Source organism: Citrobacter sp. Cpo012 (assembly GCF_030333015.1).
Lineage (GTDB): Bacteria > Pseudomonadota > Gammaproteobacteria > Enterobacterales > Enterobacteriaceae > Citrobacter > Citrobacter portucalensis.
In genome coordinates this window covers 610,073-627,337 of sequence record NZ_JAOWGR010000037.1, presented here as the reverse complement: position 1 = coordinate 627,337, position 17,265 = coordinate 610,073, and the positions used below count along the sequence as shown (strand labels likewise).

General features: G+C 50.7%; 16 protein-coding genes. 4 read left to right on the top strand and 12 right to left on the bottom strand.

Translation table 11 applies throughout. The annotated features are described in order from the left end of the window. The first annotated feature begins 2 nt into the window (after positions 1-2). From lapB to yciH, 3 genes are all read left to right on the top strand, one after another. On the top strand, positions 3-1,172 hold the full coding sequence (gene lapB / locus OGX90_RS12890; protein WP_008784929.1) for a lipopolysaccharide assembly protein LapB: 1,170 nt from the start codon (positions 3-5) through the stop codon (positions 1,170-1,172). A 191-nt stretch (positions 1,173-1,363) separates the two neighbouring features. Further along, on the top strand, positions 1,364-2,101 hold the full coding sequence (gene pyrF, locus OGX90_RS12885; RefSeq protein ID WP_103285296.1) for an orotidine-5'-phosphate decarboxylase: 738 nt from the start codon (positions 1,364-1,366) through the stop codon (positions 2,099-2,101). Further along, the gene (gene yciH, locus OGX90_RS12880) at positions 2,102-2,428 is read left to right on the top strand and encodes a stress response translation initiation inhibitor YciH (protein WP_003833315.1); all 327 of its coding nucleotides are present in this window, start codon (positions 2,102-2,104) and stop codon (positions 2,426-2,428) included. It begins immediately after the preceding gene. Positions 2,429-2,519: 91 nt separating this feature from the next. Here yciH and osmB read toward each other — a convergent pair whose 3' ends face one another. The 7 genes from osmB to fabI form a co-directional block, all read right to left on the bottom strand. Further along, positions 2,520-2,738, bottom strand: a complete 219-nt coding sequence (gene osmB, locus OGX90_RS12875) for an osmotically-inducible lipoprotein OsmB (RefSeq protein WP_003020583.1) — start codon at positions 2,736-2,738, stop codon at positions 2,520-2,522. Between the two features lie 268 nt (positions 2,739-3,006). Beyond that, positions 3,007-3,759 (bottom strand): DNA-binding transcriptional regulator YciT, encoded by a 753-nt coding sequence (gene yciT, locus OGX90_RS12870; RefSeq protein ID WP_032943602.1) that lies wholly within the window; start codon positions 3,757-3,759, stop codon positions 3,007-3,009. 95 nt (positions 3,760-3,854) lie between these two features. Next, the gene (locus tag OGX90_RS12865) at positions 3,855-4,037 is read right to left on the bottom strand and encodes a YciZ family protein (protein WP_003833313.1); all 183 of its coding nucleotides are present in this window, start codon (positions 4,035-4,037) and stop codon (positions 3,855-3,857) included. A gap of 183 nt (positions 4,038-4,220) precedes the next feature. Beyond that, entirely contained in the window at positions 4,221-6,212 is a 1,992-nt protein-coding gene (gene pdeR, locus OGX90_RS12860) for a cyclic di-GMP phosphodiesterase (protein ID WP_008784927.1), read from the bottom strand. Between the two features lie 265 nt (positions 6,213-6,477). Next, a complete protein-coding gene (locus OGX90_RS12855; RefSeq protein ID WP_057067367.1) occupies positions 6,478-8,412 on the bottom strand; it encodes an exoribonuclease II in 1,935 nt (644 codons plus the stop codon). Positions 8,413-8,501: 89 nt separating this feature from the next. After that, positions 8,502-9,647, bottom strand: a complete 1,146-nt coding sequence (locus OGX90_RS12850) for a carboxymuconolactone decarboxylase family protein (RefSeq protein ID WP_286623991.1) — start codon at positions 9,645-9,647, stop codon at positions 8,502-8,504. Between the two features lie 214 nt (positions 9,648-9,861). Then, positions 9,862-10,650 carry an enoyl-ACP reductase FabI gene (gene fabI / locus OGX90_RS12845; protein WP_020996373.1) on the bottom strand — a complete coding sequence of 263 codons (789 nt, stop codon included), beginning with the start codon at positions 10,648-10,650 and terminating at the stop codon, positions 9,862-9,864. A gap of 442 nt (positions 10,651-11,092) precedes the next feature. Here fabI and OGX90_RS12840 point away from each other — a divergent pair, with 442 nt between their 5' ends. After that, a complete protein-coding gene (locus OGX90_RS12840; RefSeq protein ID WP_167820200.1) occupies positions 11,093-11,785 on the top strand; it encodes an EAL domain-containing protein in 693 nt (230 codons plus the stop codon). A 38-nt stretch (positions 11,786-11,823) separates the two neighbouring features. Here OGX90_RS12840 and sapF read toward each other — a convergent pair whose 3' ends face one another. The 5 genes from sapF to sapA are packed head-to-tail and all read right to left on the bottom strand — an operon-like array spanning position 11,824 to position 17,106. Beyond that, positions 11,824-12,630: a peptide ABC transporter ATP-binding protein SapF gene (gene sapF / locus OGX90_RS12835; protein WP_003020558.1), complete on the bottom strand. Its 807-nt coding sequence runs from the start codon at positions 12,628-12,630 to the stop codon at positions 11,824-11,826. A gap of 1 nt (position 12,631) precedes the next feature. Continuing rightward, positions 12,632-13,624, bottom strand: a complete 993-nt coding sequence (gene sapD, locus OGX90_RS12830; RefSeq protein WP_003020556.1) for a peptide ABC transporter ATP-binding protein SapD — start codon at positions 13,622-13,624, stop codon at positions 12,632-12,634. Continuing rightward, positions 13,624-14,514: a peptide ABC transporter permease SapC gene (gene sapC, locus OGX90_RS12825; RefSeq protein ID WP_003833291.1), complete on the bottom strand. Its 891-nt coding sequence runs from the start codon at positions 14,512-14,514 to the stop codon at positions 13,624-13,626. Before sapC ends, sapD begins: the two co-directional genes overlap by 1 nt. Further along, the gene (sapB, locus tag OGX90_RS12820) at positions 14,501-15,466 is read right to left on the bottom strand and encodes a peptide ABC transporter permease SapB (RefSeq protein WP_003020545.1); all 966 of its coding nucleotides are present in this window, start codon (positions 15,464-15,466) and stop codon (positions 14,501-14,503) included. Before sapB ends, sapC begins: the two co-directional genes overlap by 14 nt. Beyond that, entirely contained in the window at positions 15,463-17,106 is a 1,644-nt protein-coding gene (gene sapA, locus OGX90_RS12815; RefSeq protein ID WP_003833288.1) for an ABC transporter substrate-binding protein SapA, read from the bottom strand. The genes sapB and sapA overlap by 4 nt, the downstream gene beginning before the upstream one ends. Between the last annotated feature and the right edge of the window lie 159 nt (positions 17,107-17,265).

The window sequence follows — 17,265 nt, the reverse complement described above, 5'->3', positions numbered from 1 at the left end:
TTATGTTGGAGTTGTTGTTTCTGCTTTTGCCTGTAGCCGCTGCCTATGGGTGGTATATGGGTCGCAGAAGTGCGCAACAAACCAAGCAGGATGAAGCTAACCGTCTTTCCCGTGACTATGTCGCCGGGGTTAACTTCCTCCTGAGCAACCAACAAGACAAAGCGGTGGATCTGTTCCTCGATATGCTAAAAGAGGATACGGGCACCGTTGAGGCTCATCTCACCCTCGGAAACCTGTTTCGCTCGCGCGGTGAAGTCGACCGCGCAATCCGCATCCATCAAACGTTAATGGAAAGTGCTTCGCTAACCTACGAGCAGCGTTTGTTGGCCGTACAACAGCTGGGGCGCGACTACATGGCCGCAGGTCTGTACGACCGCGCGGAAGACATGTTTAATCAGCTTACCGATGAAACAGATTTTCGCGTCGGTGCATTACAGCAACTGCTGCAAATTTATCAGGCGACCAGCGAATGGCAGAAAGCGATTGATGTTGCAGAACGCCTGGTGAAGCTCGGTAAAGATAAACAACGTATCGAGATAGCTCACTTCTACTGCGAACTGGCCTTACAGCAGATGGGCAGCGACGATATGGATCGCGCCATGACGCTGTTGAAAAAAGGGGCTGCGGCAGACAAAAACAGTGCACGTGTTTCCATCATGATGGGCCGTGTGTACATGGTGAAAGGCGATTACGCGAAGGCCGTTGAAAGTCTGCAACGCGTGATTTCTCAGGATAAAGAACTGGTCAGCGAAACGCTGGAAATGCTGCAAAGCTGCTACCAGCATCTGGGGAAAAACGATGAGTGGGCCGAGTTTTTACGTCGGGCCGTTGAGGAGAATACTGGCGCCGCCGCAGAGCTGATGCTGGCCGATATTCTTGAAGCGCGTGAGGGGACTGATACCGCTCAGGTTTATATTACCCGCCAGCTACAACGCCATCCTACGATGCGCGTGTTCCACAAGTTGATGGATTACCATCTTAACGAAGCAGAAGAAGGGCGCGCGAAAGAGAGTCTGATGGTTCTGCGCGATATGGTCGGGGAGCAGGTGCGCAGCAAGCCTCGGTATCGTTGCCAGAAGTGCGGATTTACCGCATATACACTGTACTGGCACTGCCCATCCTGTCGCTCATGGTCAACCATTAAGCCTATTCGCGGACTTGATGGGCTGTAATTTTTAAAAAAAACTTCACTTTAGTTACAACATGCTAATGATGTGTAACCAATCCATCCTCAACCTCCGTTGCCAAATTCGCCTGGCAGAAATGTAATCGCGCCTGTTAATTTTCTATTGCCGCAGGTAGAATGCACGCCGTTTACCCATTTTGCGCCGCCGATGGCGCCCATCCTCAGGAAGGTCTGGTCATGACGTTTACTGCTTCATCTTTTTCTCGTGCTGTTACTGATTCTCCTGTCGTTGTCGCTCTCGATTATTCCAATCGTGATAAAGCATTAGCTTTTGTCGACAGAATTGATCCTCGTGATTGCCGTTTGAAAGTGGGCAAAGAGATGTTCACGCTTTTTGGACCTCAGTTGGTTCGCGATTTACAACAGCGTGGCTTTGACGTTTTTCTTGATTTGAAATTTCATGATATTCCCAATACTACCGCGCATGCCGTTGCGGCGGCGGCTGAGCTTGGCGTGTGGATGGTTAACGTTCATGCTTCAGGTGGGGCGCGTATGATGACCGCCGCACGTGAAGCCCTGGTGCCTTTTGGCAAGGATGCGCCGCTGCTGATTGCAGTAACAGTTCTGACCAGTATGGAAGCCAGCGATCTTGCCGACCTTGGCGTGACGTTGTCACCTGCGGAGCATGCGGAAAGGCTGGCGCGTTTAACCCAACATTGTGGTTTGGATGGCGTCGTATGCTCCGCGCAGGAAGCAGTGCGATTCAAGCAGGCATTTGGCCAGGCATTTAAACTGGTTACGCCGGGTATTCGCCCTGAAGGTAGCGAGGCAGGCGACCAGCGTCGCATTATGACGCCGGAACAGGCACAGTCAGCTGGCGTGGATTATATGGTTATTGGTCGTCCGGTCACACAGTCGGCAGATCCGGCTCAGACGCTGAAGATGATCAATGCCTCCCTGAAACGAGGTGCGTAAATGAACGACTCAAATTCTCGTCTGGTCTACTCAACTGACACCGGGCGTATTGATGAACCGAAAGCCGTCCCAGAGCGTCCCAAAGGCGATGGCATTGTCCGTATCCAGCGACAGACCAGTGGCCGCAAAGGTAAGGGCGTGTGCCTGATTACTGGAATAGATCAGGACGATGCTGAACTGACCAAATTAGCTGCGGAACTGAAGAAAAAATGTGGTTGCGGCGGGGCAGTGAAGGATGGCGTGATTGAGATACAGGGTGATAAACGTGACCTGATTAAATCGCTGCTGGAAGCCAAAGGAATGAAAGTTAAATTGGCTGGCGGTTAATAAAAAAAGCCACGGAATTTTTCCGTGGCTTTTTAATAATACAGACCTGAAAAAGTAAACGTATTATTATATCGAGCCGTTTAACCGTAAATTATTTACCCACCTGGTGGCCAATAATACCACCTACTGCAGCACCACCCAGCGTGCCCAGCGTGCTGCCGTCAGTCAGGACTGCACCACCGATTGCACCAGCACCAGCACCAATTGCGGTGTTACGGTCACGTTTGGACCAGTTAGAGCAGGCACTCAGCGACATTGCCAGAGTAATTGCCAAAATGGCAGCGGTCATTTTTTTGCTCGTTACTAACATAATACTTTCTCCTGAATTATTGATTCACGGAATCCAGTGTTCTTTAAGAATAGCGCTAAATTTAGGCTAACGAAGATATTTCCGTGAAACCGTTTAGCGAAGGCATGACAAACACTATCCTGAGATTGGAGGTTCGTTCCTGTTATATCGCTAACATTAATTTTACGACTTAATCCTGTTAACGACAGGTAAAAAGTCTTAATTGGACTGTCAGATAACTCTCAGAGAGGAGATGATTTGCCGACTGACAAATCATCTCCTGAAGATTTTATGCGTTCGCATCAATGATATTGACGGTTAATCCTGAATGCTCGAGTTGCATTTGTACGCTGGCGCTGAGTCTGGAATCCGTGACTACGCGGCTGAATCGCTCTAATGGACCCAGCGTGTAAGGGTGAATGGCTTCGAATTTTGAGCTGTCAGTAAGTACAATAACTTCTGCACCTTTTTCCAGCACCGCGTTAACCACATCAGAACGCATCATGTCGCGTCCGGTGAAGCCGGTGTCAGCCTGCCAGCCATCAATGCCGATAAAGGCCTTGCTGAAATGTACCTGCTGGATAAACTGGCGAGTTAAGGGCCCCACCATGCTTTCGCTTTTTTTCTGATAGATGCCGCCAAGGAGAATCACTTCGCAGGGGGTTTCTTTCAGCAGATGGGCTATATAACTGCTGACGGTAATGATGGTGACATCTTTTTGCTCCGCCAGCGTTCTGGCCAAGAGCGCATTGCTGCTGCCGTTTTCAATGAATACGGACTCGCCAGGGCTTACCAAAGATGCGGCAAATTCGGCCAGTTCACGCTTCAGCGTAAAATTAGTCATCATGCGCGTTTCCACATCATCACTGTTCAATGAAACGGCAAAACCGTGCGCACGGCGTAAATAACTCTGTTTTTCCAGTGTGTTCAGATCCTGTCGAATCGTCACTTCCGAGACACCGGTGATTTTTGCCAGTTCGGCAACGCTCATCTGACCTTTATCAGTCACCATCTGCAAAATAGATTGTTGTCGGGAATTCATAATATTAATTTTATTGCGATATCGTATCGGAAATTAAACGGAAACTGCTTCATACGCAGTTTGCTTATAGCAGCGACATTAAAGGGTTAATGTCATCAGATCTCCCAGGGAGCCTTGTGCTTTTTGGGCAAAGACTCGGCATCTTCTTTGGCCGTGTCTAGCAGCTCAGCCTTCAGAATTTCGAGATTGTGGATGGCTGAGTGGTAATCACCTGCAACGAGGATATCCAGCACGGTATCAATGCGTTCGGCCAGACGCTGAGCGTCGATATCAGACATGGTTATCATCCTAATAGCAATAGAGTTTGAATTTCATGATGCAGAATTTCATGGCAAAAGAGAAGGGAAAAATAGTATTAACTATCAATGATAGAAGAATATTATATATTCTGTGATTACATGCAGATAGGATCGTTACGTAATGTCCATTTATGGCTATTAATGACGTTTGATCCCACAGCATTAGCGCGTTTTTTTATTCAGATGTCGTCGATACCAACGTTCAAATGCAGCCGCTGGCATTGGTTTGGCAAACAAAAAACCCTGACGCTCGTTGACACCATTTTTGGTTAAAAACGCATCCTCTTTCGCGCTTTCAACACCTTCGGCGATGACCTGCAGATTGAGTGCCTGTGCGACCGCAACAATGGCACGTACTAGCGACTGCGAAATAGGTTGTTTGTGTACATCCCTGACAAAGGTCTGATCCAGTTTAATTGCATCAAGCGGGAAGCGGGCCAGTTGAGACAGTGACGAATATCCAGTACCAAAATCATCCAAATGGATTTGCGCCCCCAACTGGCTAAACTGCTGAATGACGGACAGTGCCAACTGCTCATTTTCAATCAAACTGCTTTCCGTTAACTCGACATCGATGGGGCAATATTCAAAGTCGAGTTCATGAAGCACCTGTTTGAGATCGGTAAATAGCGTCTGATCGGCGAGCTGGCGGGCAGAAACGTTTACCGCCACGCGCAGATTGATTCCCTTGGCGCGCCATTTTGCGACCTGACGCACAACGTCCAGAATAACCCAGCGACCCAGCGGAACGATAAGCCCTGACTCTTCGGCGTAGGAGATAAATTCCAGTGGTGGAATGAGGCCGCGTTCCGGAGACTGCCAGCGTACCAGCGCCTCCAGGCTGCGCACTTCGCCTCGCCAGGTTATCTTTGGCTGATAATGGATAACCAGTTGATCGTTTTCCAGCGCCTTGCGCAGGTTAGTATCCAGCCACAGGTATTCAAATACCCGCTGATTCATTTCCGGAGAGAAAACACAAAACTGTCCGCGGCCGCCTTCTTTCGCGGTGTACATGGCCGTATCGGCGTTACGAATGACGCTCTCGCAGTCCTGACCATGCTGTGGAGCAAGGGAAATACCAATAGAGCAGCCTGTATAGACTTCAATCAGGCCAATGCGAAAGGGTTGACGCAGGCGTGTCAGAATGCGTGATGCGGTAGCTTCCAGAGTGCTCTGGGACGTTTCGGTGGCAAGGACGATAAATTCATCACCGCCAAACCGAGCCAATAGCTGGTTGTCGTCAAGACAACTGAGGATTGCAAGCGACACACTCTGTAATAGCTGATCGCCAAACATATGCCCGTAGGCATCGTTCACCTTTTTGAAGTTATCCAGATCGAGATATACAATCCCAACCTGAGTATCACCTGCGTTCTCAATCGCGTCGCTTATTAGCTCATGAATGGCGTTACGGTTCGGTAATCCGGTGATGGAGTCGGTATTAGCCAACATACGCAGGCGTTCCTGCGCGCGGCGTTCTTCAGTGATATCGGTGCCGGAACAGATCAGAAATATTTCGTTCTTGCCGCTACCGTTATGTACAAACTTATTGCGAAAAAGAAACAGGCGCTGACCTTTGCAGGTCTTCACCCAACGTTCGACTTCATATGAGTTGCCTTCGCGAAAAAAGACCTCGATGTTGCGTCTGGAGGCTGCGGCTTCACGTCGACTCATAAACAGTGTGAATACGCTTTGGCCAATGACTTCACGTTCTCTGAGTCCGGTGTACTCTTCGCACAGACGGTTAAAACGCTGAATGTTGCCCATGCGGTCAAGAATGACAATAACGGAGTTGGCTTCTGAAACCACCTGCTCGGCAAAAGAGAGACCTTGAGCCAGATCGCGTGCGACGGAAGGGGTGTCATCCCAGGCTGATGCGCTGCCGGCCCATTCGCGCTTATTGATTTTCCGCCCGACCAAATGTACCGGAATATCGTCATCTTCAATAGGTAACGTCATCAACAGGCTTGACGTAATTACCGTCATCTCGCGAATGCGGTCGGCCTGCTCGGGTGATAATTCGATGGTCTGCTCAGCGTCTGCTGTTTCGTCAATAGAGAAATGCAGGATGTTGCAATCCTCTGACAAACGCCAGTAGGGGTTATGAGTGCCCACATAGCTATACAACGTAACCAGCTCCCGGACGTCTTTCATGATGTGTACTATCCCGTTTAAAGCGCATAAAGCCTCAAAAGTAAGGGTAGCCATGATTCATTCAGGGTGATTATGGCTGAACGTATTGTTTTATTTATATATTTATATGTAATCCAGAATCCATAAAAAGCAAAGCCAGCGGAACTGAAAAATAGTAAAAAAAAATTTTGACTGGATAAGAGAAGTGTAGTGTGTGGTTGAAATTTGGCCGCTAAAAAAAGAAAACGACCTTTCAAAAAAGAGAAAGGTCGTTGGATTTGTCAGTTTACGCTGCTGGACGCGCGATAACGCTACGGGTTTCCATGCGAACTTCAGCGATAGTTACGTCAATCACATCAGTGACTTTGTAAACCACTTCACCTTTGATTTGTACGGTACCACTTTCCTGGCTGCAGACCAGTTCATCACGCACGGCGTGCAGGAAGGGTGCAGGAATAAAGGCAACAGCGCCATTATCAACTAAACGTACGCGCATGCCGCCGCGGCTGACGTCGATGATCTCGGCCGCAAAGCGGGTGTCAGTTCCGGCTTTATCACTCAGGAAACGGGCGTATAGCCAGTCACCCACATCACGCTCAGCCATCCGGTTCAGGCGACGACGTTCTGCCATTTGCACGGTGGTATCATCCTGAGGTCGAGCGACGGTTTCGCCTTTGATGACAGCCTTAAGCAGACGGTGGTTGATCATATCGCCGTACTTACGGATTGGGGAAGTCCAGGTGGCATATGCCTCCAGACCCAGCCCAAAGTGTGGACCTGGCTCAATACTAATTTCAGCGTAAGACTGGAAGCGGCGAATTCGGCTGTCGAGGAAGCCGGATGGCTGTGCATCCAGTTCGCGGCGCAGTTTGCAGAAACCTTCCAGTGTCAGTACTTCTTCGGCATCGACGTGCATACCGTGGGTTTTCAGCAGCGCGGCCAGAGCGTCGGCGTTGGCCGGGTCGAATCCCATATGGACGTTATAAATACCGAAGCCCAGCTTGTCGCGAAGCACACGGGCGGCGCAAATATTTGCCGCAATCATGGATTCTTCCACGATACGGTTTGCGATGCGGCGTGGCTCAGCGACGATGTCCAGTACTTCACCTTTTTCACCGAGAACGAAACGGTAATCCGGGCGATCTTTAAAGACCAGCGCGTGGTTATGACGCCACTCTCCTCGGCTCAGGCAAATACGATGCAGCAGACGGATTTGTTCCGCAATCGCGTCGTTTTCTGGTTGCCACTCGCCAGTACCTTCCAGCCAGTCGGAAACATTGTCATAGGCCAGCTTCGCTTTAGACTCGATGGTTGCGGCGAAGAAGGTGATGTTGTCTTCAATCGTGCCATCGGCGGTAATGCTCATACGACAAGCTAAAACCGGGCGCACTTCGTTCGCGCGCAGAGAGCAGAGATCGTCAGACAATTCACGTGGTAACATCGGGATATTGAACCCCGGTAAATAATTGGTGAACGCGCGAATTTTAGCCGTTTTATCCAGCTTGCTGCCTTCTGCAATCCAGGCTGTTGGGTCGGCAATGGCGACGGTTAATTGTAGCGTGCCGTCAGCTTGTTCTTCAGCATACAGCGCATCGTCCATATCTTCGGTGCTGGCGCTGTCGATGGTGACGAAATTGAGGGCGGTTAAATCTTCACGAACCAGGCCCTCGTCCAGCATTTCGGTTGCTACACCGTCTGGGGCTTCTTTTTCCAGATTATGACGTGCCAGTGTGACCCACCACGGGACAAAGTGGTCATCAGCAAAAGTGATAAATTGGGTTAACTCGGCGTAGAAGGTGCGATCGCCTTTCAGCGGATGGCGGCGCATTTCTGCAACAGCCCAGTCGCCTTCTTTAAATTCATGTTCAACGCCGCGGGCTGCACGACAAGGAATAGCATCTTTCAGTAACGGATGATCCGGCACAATGGACAGACGGTCATTTTTGCCCTGAACTTTACCCACGAAGCGCGTCAGGAAGGGTTCGATCAGTTCTTCCGGCTCAGCAGACTCACGGTCTTTTTCTGTATGGATAACCGCAACAATACGGTCGCCATGCATCACTTTTTTCATCTGCGGCGGTGGAATGAAATAGCTTTTTTGTGCATCGACTTCCAGGAAGCCAAAGCCTTTTTCCGTGGCTTTTACCACCCCTTCAGCACGTGGCGTCTGGGAATGTAGTTGCTGTTTAAGCTGCGCTAGCAGCGGGTTGTCCTGAAGCATAATTGTCTATTTTCGTGGCTAAAAGAGCGGCTGACAGTTTTACGCGATTCTGCCAGTTGCAGCAAGCGCTCTTTCAGTAAGTGGATCGGTTAATCAGTGTCGCCCAGCGCGATTTTCAAGCGATTCAACCATCCGCACAATCCACTCCAGGCTAGCAGGTTAATGGCCTGCTCTGAAGAGATTCCCTGATCGAACAAAGGCGTTAACAGTGCGGTGCTAAAGCGGTCGGGCGCCCGGGTCAGCCATTGTACCGCCTGTAGGGTGACGCGCTCAACCGGATGTCGTTGTTCCCACCGTTGTAATTCACGTTCATCCTGACGAAGAACGGTAATGGCCTCGGTTAATTCATGAGTTGAATACGCATGTTCATTAAAACAGGCCACGCTGCCATTAATCCGTGAAGTCATCAGCGTCGCCAATGAAAATGCCTGTACCGGTATCCCGCTACGTTGCGTGCTGGAAATGAGCGACCCGAGTAAATCCAAAATGACGGGGGAATGTATCAGTAATGGCAGTAACGCTTGCAGTTCCTCGGGATAACGTCTGTCTATCGACTCATCATGATTAAGATGTTTTTCAATCGGAAATGGCGAAGCGTGCCAGGTAGCGTTTGCTGAACTAAATGGTGAAGCGTGAGCGAATTGTTGTATATCGAGACCCGGAATTCGGCGCACCGGATGCCCACACCAGGCCTGAAACAGGGCCACGATACGGGCCTGAAAACCGACGTAACCAATAATTTGATTCATCAGAATGCTATCGCTGGTGGTTAGCCCGACAGCATCCAGATGCTGGCGATCGCGCGCGCCTATCACGGCAGGAGAGCTGGCAAGTTGACGAGCATATTGGGTGATTTGCGCCAGTCGATGGTTACTTTCCCGCGAGGAGTCCGGCCCAGGAAGCGGTGTTAGACGCGCGGCATAGTGATTACATAATCGCTGGACGCCATATACCTGAGCGACGGTTAACGCCGTACTCATCCGTTCATAGGCACTGAATGTGTGCATCTGACTCAGATTTACGTGAGTCGGGAAGAGGGTCTGTGCAAGTTTACGGGCAGGGATTAACCAGGATTGAAAAGGTAAAAGGGCGTCATCAGATATCGCCAGATCCAGTAAAAAGCAGTCGTCGACATGAGCGGCTTCCGGCACCAGCGGCAGAACATCTTGTGGATACATGCTGGATTGCGTCTCATGATACCAGTGGCTTTTGCCTTCAATTCGGCGTTGTTCCATGGGCGGTCCTTGGTCTAAAAAGTGGCGACCCGGACACGTCGTCATACCACTACGCCGGATCGTTTGCGCTGCAATATCCTGACGTAAGCAGAAGAGGGGATGAAAGATTGTTACGTGATAATAAATATCAGAAAAGCATATATGGGACAGGGTAGAGGGGAATTAAAAACGAGCATCATGGGCGACAGTGGGCCGCCCAGAGAAGAGTGGATGATTATTTCAGTTCTAGTTCATTCATTGCAGCGATGCTGAAACCACCGTCAACGTGTACAACTTCACCTGAGATACCGGCAGAAAGATCGGAACACAGGAATGCCGCAGAGTTGCCCACATCTTCAATGGTAACAGTGCGGCGAATCGGCGTAACAGCTTCGCAATGGGCCAGCATTTTACGGAAATCTTTGATACCGGAAGCTGCGAGGGTGCGGATTGGACCTGCGGAAATTGCGTTTACGCGTACGCCTTCAGGCCCCATTGCGTTAGCCATATAACGGACGTTTGCTTCCAATGAGGCTTTCGCCAGGCCCATCACGTTATAGTTCGGGATTGCACGCTCTGCGCCCAGATAGGACAACGTCAATAGCGCAGAGCCAGGGTTTAGCATGGAACGACATGCTTTTGCCATCGCAACAAAGCTATAAGCGCTAATGTCATGCGCAATTTTAAATCCTTCGCGGGTAACTGCATTCACATAATCACCATCCAGTTGGTCAGCAGGTGCGAAGCCGATGGAGTGTACGAAACCGTCGAATTTCGGCCAGGCTTTGCTCAGTTCAGCAAACATGGCGTCAATGCTGGCATCTTCAGCTACATCACACTGCAAAACAATGTTGGAGCCTAATTGCGCTGCAAATTCTTCCACACGACCTTTCAGCTTGTCGTTCTGGTAGGTGAACGCCAGTTCGGCACCTTCGCGATGCATCGCCTGAGCGATTCCCCATGCGATAGACAATTTACTGGCAAGGCCTGTCACCAGAATGCGCTTACCTGATAAAAAACCCATGGCTTTAATCCTTTTGGTTAACACTTATCTTTTATCAATCAATGAGTTATGATTGACGCATCAAACACGCTCGAAATTGGCCTGAAATTATATCCCACGCTTTTTCCCAGGAGAATGGTTATCCGCCTCACGTGACCTGTCACGTTATTACATGTGAGGAGTATATCATCCCCCTCCGCTTATGCTTCGTTCAGGCATCTAACGTCGGTGAATCAGAGAAAATACGAGGTTTCAAAGGCATTGAAATGGTATTATTTCATTGCTAGCTGATGTTAATAAACATAGCAAGGTAGGAACTTTCTTAAAACATAAAACATGACAATATTCAGCTTATTATGATATATTGTTTTTATCGATCAATATCGATTCATTGATCGATATTATTGATTGATTGTGATTAGAAGTGCATTATCAGGATGTTATGATCAATTGGAGTGGTCTTATGCACTATCATTTCATCGCGGAACCGATGAGAGACACAACAGATAAATTACTGGGTGTAGAGATTAACGCCCGGTTTACTTCAGATACGGTTCACCCGTTGCATCCAGATTTCATCATTTCAGCGTGGGATAGCGAACAAAAGCGTAATTTCATGCTCGAGCAAATTCGACTAATTGCCGAAAAGCGTGACTGGTTTGAGCGCAACAGCCTTATTTGCACCCTGAACCTCATTGACGAAATGGCACTGCTGGCGATTGGTGATCCAGCCATCAAGTCGGCCTTACATGCTCTACCATTTATTGCACTGGAACTTTCAGAACGTTTTCTGTCGAATACCATGTGCCTGAATAATCTGCTGATTAATTCACTTCGCGACGGCCCAAACGCATTGTGGTTGGGCGATCTTGGCTCCGGCAGCGTAGGGGCCAGTCCGCTGGTTTGCGGTCATTTTGACGTTGTGAAACTGGATCGCGGTTTCTTCCTGGAACAGGTAGAAAAACCGATGTTCCCGGTGCTGATCAAAAATATCAGGGAATATTGCGATCGTGTTGTGGTGAAGGGAGTAGAAACAGTACGACTTATCGACGAGGCCAGTACCGCAGGTGTCTGGGCAATGCAAGGTGGTGCCCTTTACCCGTCAGTCGCGTTTACCGAAGTTGATACGCTGCTCTTACCCACGTTGTGTCACTGATGACAGATTGCCCCCCGGTTGAGGAGGGCAGCCGTTTGCTAACGATCTTTTCGCCAGGCATCAGCGGTGAGCGCTTCGCCGAAATGACCTGCAATCAGGCGGCGGGTAAGCTCATGAAGCGGGGACGCCAGAACATCCGCTGTACTGCCGCGTTCTACCACTTCGCCCTGATGCATGACTAATACCTGATCGCTGATGTGCTTCATCATGCCAATATGTTGGGTCACATAGATATACGAAATCCCCTGTTTTTCCTGCAATTCCAGCATCAGATTGATGAGCTGTGAACGCATCGACATGTCCAGAGAGGCCAGGGCTTCGTCGGCGATAATGACTTTGGGGCGTAAAATGAGCGCACGGGCAAGGCCCAGACGCTGTTTTTGCCCTGGGGCCAACATATGTGGGTAATAGCTTACGTGATCGGGCAGCAGCCCGACCATGCGCATGGTCTCCACGATCTGTTTACGACGCTGCTCAGGCTCGAGGTCGGTATTCAGACGTAGCGGAAAATCGAGGATTTGCGAGATACGTTGCCGCGGATTAAGCGATGTTGACGGATCCTGGAAAATCATACGGATCCGCTGACTACGAAATGAATAATCGCCATATTTTAACGGATGATCGTCAATCAGCAGCTCACCGCTGGTGGGTTCAATCATACCCGCCAACATTTTAGCCAGCGTAGATTTCCCCGAACCGTTTTCACCAATGACGGCGAGCGTCTGACGTTCACGCAGGGTGAAACTCAGGGGCTTAACGGCCTCAACGGTCTGGCGGCGAAATAAACCTGTCCGGTAGCGAAAGGTTTTGCTCAGATTACGAACTTCGAGCAGGGTTTCTACCATCTCACTCTCTCTCCATGTTCAGCGGGAAATGACAGGCGTAGAGATGATTTTTTGCTCCGGTCAGTCTTGGGGTTTCAATACATTCGCGTTGTGCATAAGGACAGCGTGGCCCCAGACGGCAGCCGATGGGTAATTGTTCCAGCAATGGAATAGCTCCTGGCATGGTATTCAGGCGGCTTTTGTGCGGCATCGCGCTACCAAAATCCGGAATAGCGCGAATCAACGCTTGAGTATAAGGATGATGCGGAATTGTCACCAAATCTTTACTTGGCGCGGTTTCGACCGTTTGTCCGCAGTACATCACGTTGATTTTGTCAGCCCACTGGCTGAGCATTTGCAGGTCATGGCTTATCAACAAAATGGTGGTATTGCTGTTTTGATTCAGACGGGTTAGCAGACGGAAAATTTGCGCCTGGGTGGTTGGCTCCATCGCGTTCGTTGGTTCATCGGCAATCAGCAAACGCGGCTGATTCGCTAATGCGATAGCGATCATGACCTTCTGGCATTCGCCATCGGTCAGCTCATATGGAAAGCTGCGCATGGCGTCTTTATGGTCTTTTATCCCGACGCGGTGCAAGAGTTCAATCGCACGGCGTTTGCGCCAACCGATGCGCTGCCACCAGCGACCTTTGTAGGTCCATGCCGGAATATTTTGCATCAGTTGACGTCCGATACGCTCGGACGGATCGAGACATGACTGCGGCTCCTGAAAGATCATGGAGACGTTATGACCGACTAGTTTGCGTCGTTCACGCGCGGAAAGGCGTAGCAGATCGATATCATCAAAACGCATACGGTCTGCGGTTACGCGCCAGTTATCTTTAGCGACGCCGCAAATGGCCTTAGCGATCAGACTTTTGCCGGAGCCAGATTCGCCGACCAGCCCGCGGATTTCACCCTCATTCAAGGTCATGCTGACACGATCAACAGCCTTTACCCAGTCGTCACCGGTCCTGAATTCAATGGTCAGGTTGCGGATATCCAGTAATGGCATTACTCCACCCCCGCAATAATTGCGCGGCGCACGCCGTCACCCAATAGGTTAACCAGCAACACGCTTATCATAATTGCCGCGCCTGGCAGCATCACCGTCCACGGTGCGACATAAATCAGCTCCAGCGCGTCGCCGAGCATGGCTCCCCATTCCGGGGACGGCAGCTGTGCGCCAAGGTCGAGAAAACCCAGCGCGGCGATATCCAGAATCGCCATCGACAGTGCGCGGGTGATTTCAGTAATAAGGCCAGCGGTAATATTGGGCAGAACGGCGAACCACAGAATATTCAGTGTGGTTGCACCGTCCAGGCGAGCAGCAATGACGTACTCTTTCTCCAGCTCGTCATGCACCATGCTGTAAACGGAGCGCACCATGCGCGGCAGCAGCGCCAGCCAGACGGCAAACATGGCGTGTGTCAGATGCGGCCCGGCAAAGGCCACCACAATAATCGCCAGCAGCAGAGAAGGGATCGACAGCAGGGTGTCCAGAATGTGGTTCAGCACCGCAGAGCGCAAGCCGTGCGTCGCACCGGCAACTACGCCCAATACCAGGCCACACAGCGTGGCGGCAAGAGTGACGACAAACGCGCCGCCAACGGTCGGGGCCGCACCGCTGAGCAGACGACTTAAAACGTCACGTCCCAGATCGTCAGTCCCGAGGAAGAATGAGACTTCGCCATAGCGCGACCATGACGGCGGTAAAAGCTGATAGCCGAGAAATTGCTGATCGATGCCGTAAGGGGCAAACCAACCACCAAAAATACACAGAATAGCCAGTCCCGCACAGCCGTACAGGCCGATCATCGCAGTCGCATCGCCATAGAAATTGCGCCATGCGGTGCGCAACGTACCTGGCGGGCGTTTTTCGCTGTAGACGCTATCGTAAGGCATACCATTCCTTATGTTTCAGAGGGTTAGCCATAGCACCCAAAATATCAGAGATGACGTTAACGATAATAACCAGTGAGCCAATCACCATCACGCCCGCTGAAATCGCCGCGTAATCCTGCTGGCGAATCGCGTTAATCAGCCAACGACCAAGACCGGGCCAGCTAAAGACCATCTCGGTGATCATCGCCAGCGTCAGCATGGTGGAAAACTGTAATCCCAGACGCGGGATCACTGGCGGAAGGGCATTGTGCAGGACGTGACGACGCAGAATCGTTAATCGTGACAGACCGCGCGTGGCCGCCGCTTTGACGTAGTTCTGGTCAAAGACCTCAATGGTGCTGATACGCATCAGGCGGATAACTTCTGTGGTGGGCGCAACGGAGAGCGTCAGCACCGGGAGCACCATATGACGGATAGCGCTGACCAGCATTTCATCGCGCCAGGGCGAGTCGGAGATCCACGCATCAATAATGGCAAAACCGGTAACAGGTTTCACCTCGTAGAGAAGATCAAAACGCCCGGAAACGGGTAACCAGCCGAGGGTCAGCGAGAAGAGCAATGTCAGCAGCAGCGCCAGCCAAAAAACGGGGATAGAAAACCCCATCAGAGCCAATGCGCTGATGCAGCGGTCCTGCCATTTGTTCCGCGTGATACCGGCCAGCATACCAACGGGGATCCCAACCATTAGTGCAAAACCAAAGGCAAGAATGCACAGCTCCATTGTGGCCGGGAACACCTCTTTCAGCTGCTCTGAGATCAACTGGCCGTTGATACTGGATACGCCGAAATCCCAGTGAATGAGACCATTGAACCAGAATACCCATGCGTTCCACAGCGATGCACCCTGTAACGGCGCATGAGGCGTGAAGTAGCTCAGGCTGAAGCCAATAAAGGTCAGGAAGAACAGGGTTACCAGTAGCAATAAAAATCGACGCAAGGTGAAGATAATCATGGTTTTTTCACCTCATCTTTCTTTTCCCTGGACACGCCGGCAAAAGAGGCATTACCGAATGGACTGAGTACCAACCCTTTGATGTCGTAGCGGTAAGCCTGTAGACGCAGTGAAGAGGCCAGTGGCAGGATCGGTAACTCTTGGGCAAGAATATTTTGCGCTTCGTCATAGGCATCAATTCGCGATGAAAGCTGCTGCGAAGAAAGAGCCTTGCGCAGAATGCTGTCAAACTGCGGATTACACCAGTGGGCAAAGTTGGTCTGTGAATTGATGGCGGCACAGCTGAGCAACGGCCGGAAAAAACTGTCAGGATCGTTACTGTCCGTCGCCCAGCCGGATAACGTCAGATCATGGTTCATATCCATTAATCTCGCCTCCTGAAAACGACCTTCTACCGGGATGATCTTCACTTTCACACCCACCTGAGCCATATCTGCCTGAATCAGCTCGGCGGTTTTCAGCGGACTGGGGTTCCAGGCCTGAGAGCTGGTAGGGACCCAAAGTTGTAACGTCAGATTCTCCAGCCCCAGCGCTTTTAGCTGCTCGCGCGATTTTGCCGGGTTGTATTCTGTAATTTTAGCTTCGTTATCATAAGCCCACGAGGCGCGAGGCAAAATAGATGCCGCGGTTTCTGCCGTCCCGTAGTAGATAGACTGCATTAAGCGCTGGTTGTTGATCGCTAGCGCCAGCGCATGCCGCACGGCAGGGTTATTCAACGGCGGTTTATTGGTGTTGAACGCCAGATAGGCAATGTTCATCCCCGGGCGCAGCGTCAAACGCAGGCGAGGGTCATCACGCAATATGCTGAGCTGGCTGGCGGCAGGCCAGGCAAGGACGTCACATTCGCCAGTGAGTAATTTCGATAAGCGTCCGGTTCCACCAGAACCGAGATCCACTACGACCTGCGGCATCAGAGGAGTGCCACGCCAGAATTTTTCATGTCGCTGCAACCGAATATATTGGCCGGCACGATTCTCCGAAAGCTGGTACGGGCCTGTGCCGACGGGTTGTCTGTCGAGCAACTCCTGGCGATCCTGTTTTGCCAGATTAGCGGCATATTCCGCCGACATTACGGATGCATAGTGTGTGGCAAGGTGCCACATAAAGGAGGCATCCGGTTGCGTTAAGCGGAATTCAACGGTGTTGTTGTCCAGTTTGCGCACGCTTTGGACGTTATCGGCAAACTGCAGGCTGTCGAAGTAGGGGAAACTGCTGCCGTTCACATTGTGCCACGGATGGTGGCGATCAAAGATGCGCTCGAAGGTAAACACCACATCGTCTGCATTCAGTTTGCGGGTGGGGGTGAACCAGGCCGTCTTCTGAAACTGAACGTCACGACGCAGATGGAAGCGGTAGGTTGCGCCGTTATCCAGCACCTCCCAGCTTTCAGCAAGCTCAGGCACCAGCCGATAGGTGTAGGGATCTACATCAAGCAGTCGGTCATACAATTGGGCCGCTAACGTATCGACGATGAGACCGCTGCTCGTTTTTTGTGGGTTGAACGTATTGACTTGCCCGCTGACGCAATAGACAAACCCACTGTCACGGATATCAGCGTGCGGAGCTTGCTCAGGCGCAGCAGCAGCCTGACCACTCAGAAATCCAGCCATCACGATCAGAGATGATAAAACCAGGCGCATAATTTTAATGGATTATATAAAGAGGCTATCTTACTAATACTTAATGACATTTGCCATTACCGTTTGTTTTTGGGAGTAACAGGCTCGATAAGCGCGAGTTCAACACCGCGACATGGTCAAAATTCATACCTGCTATCCACTTTGAATCTACTCTGTTAA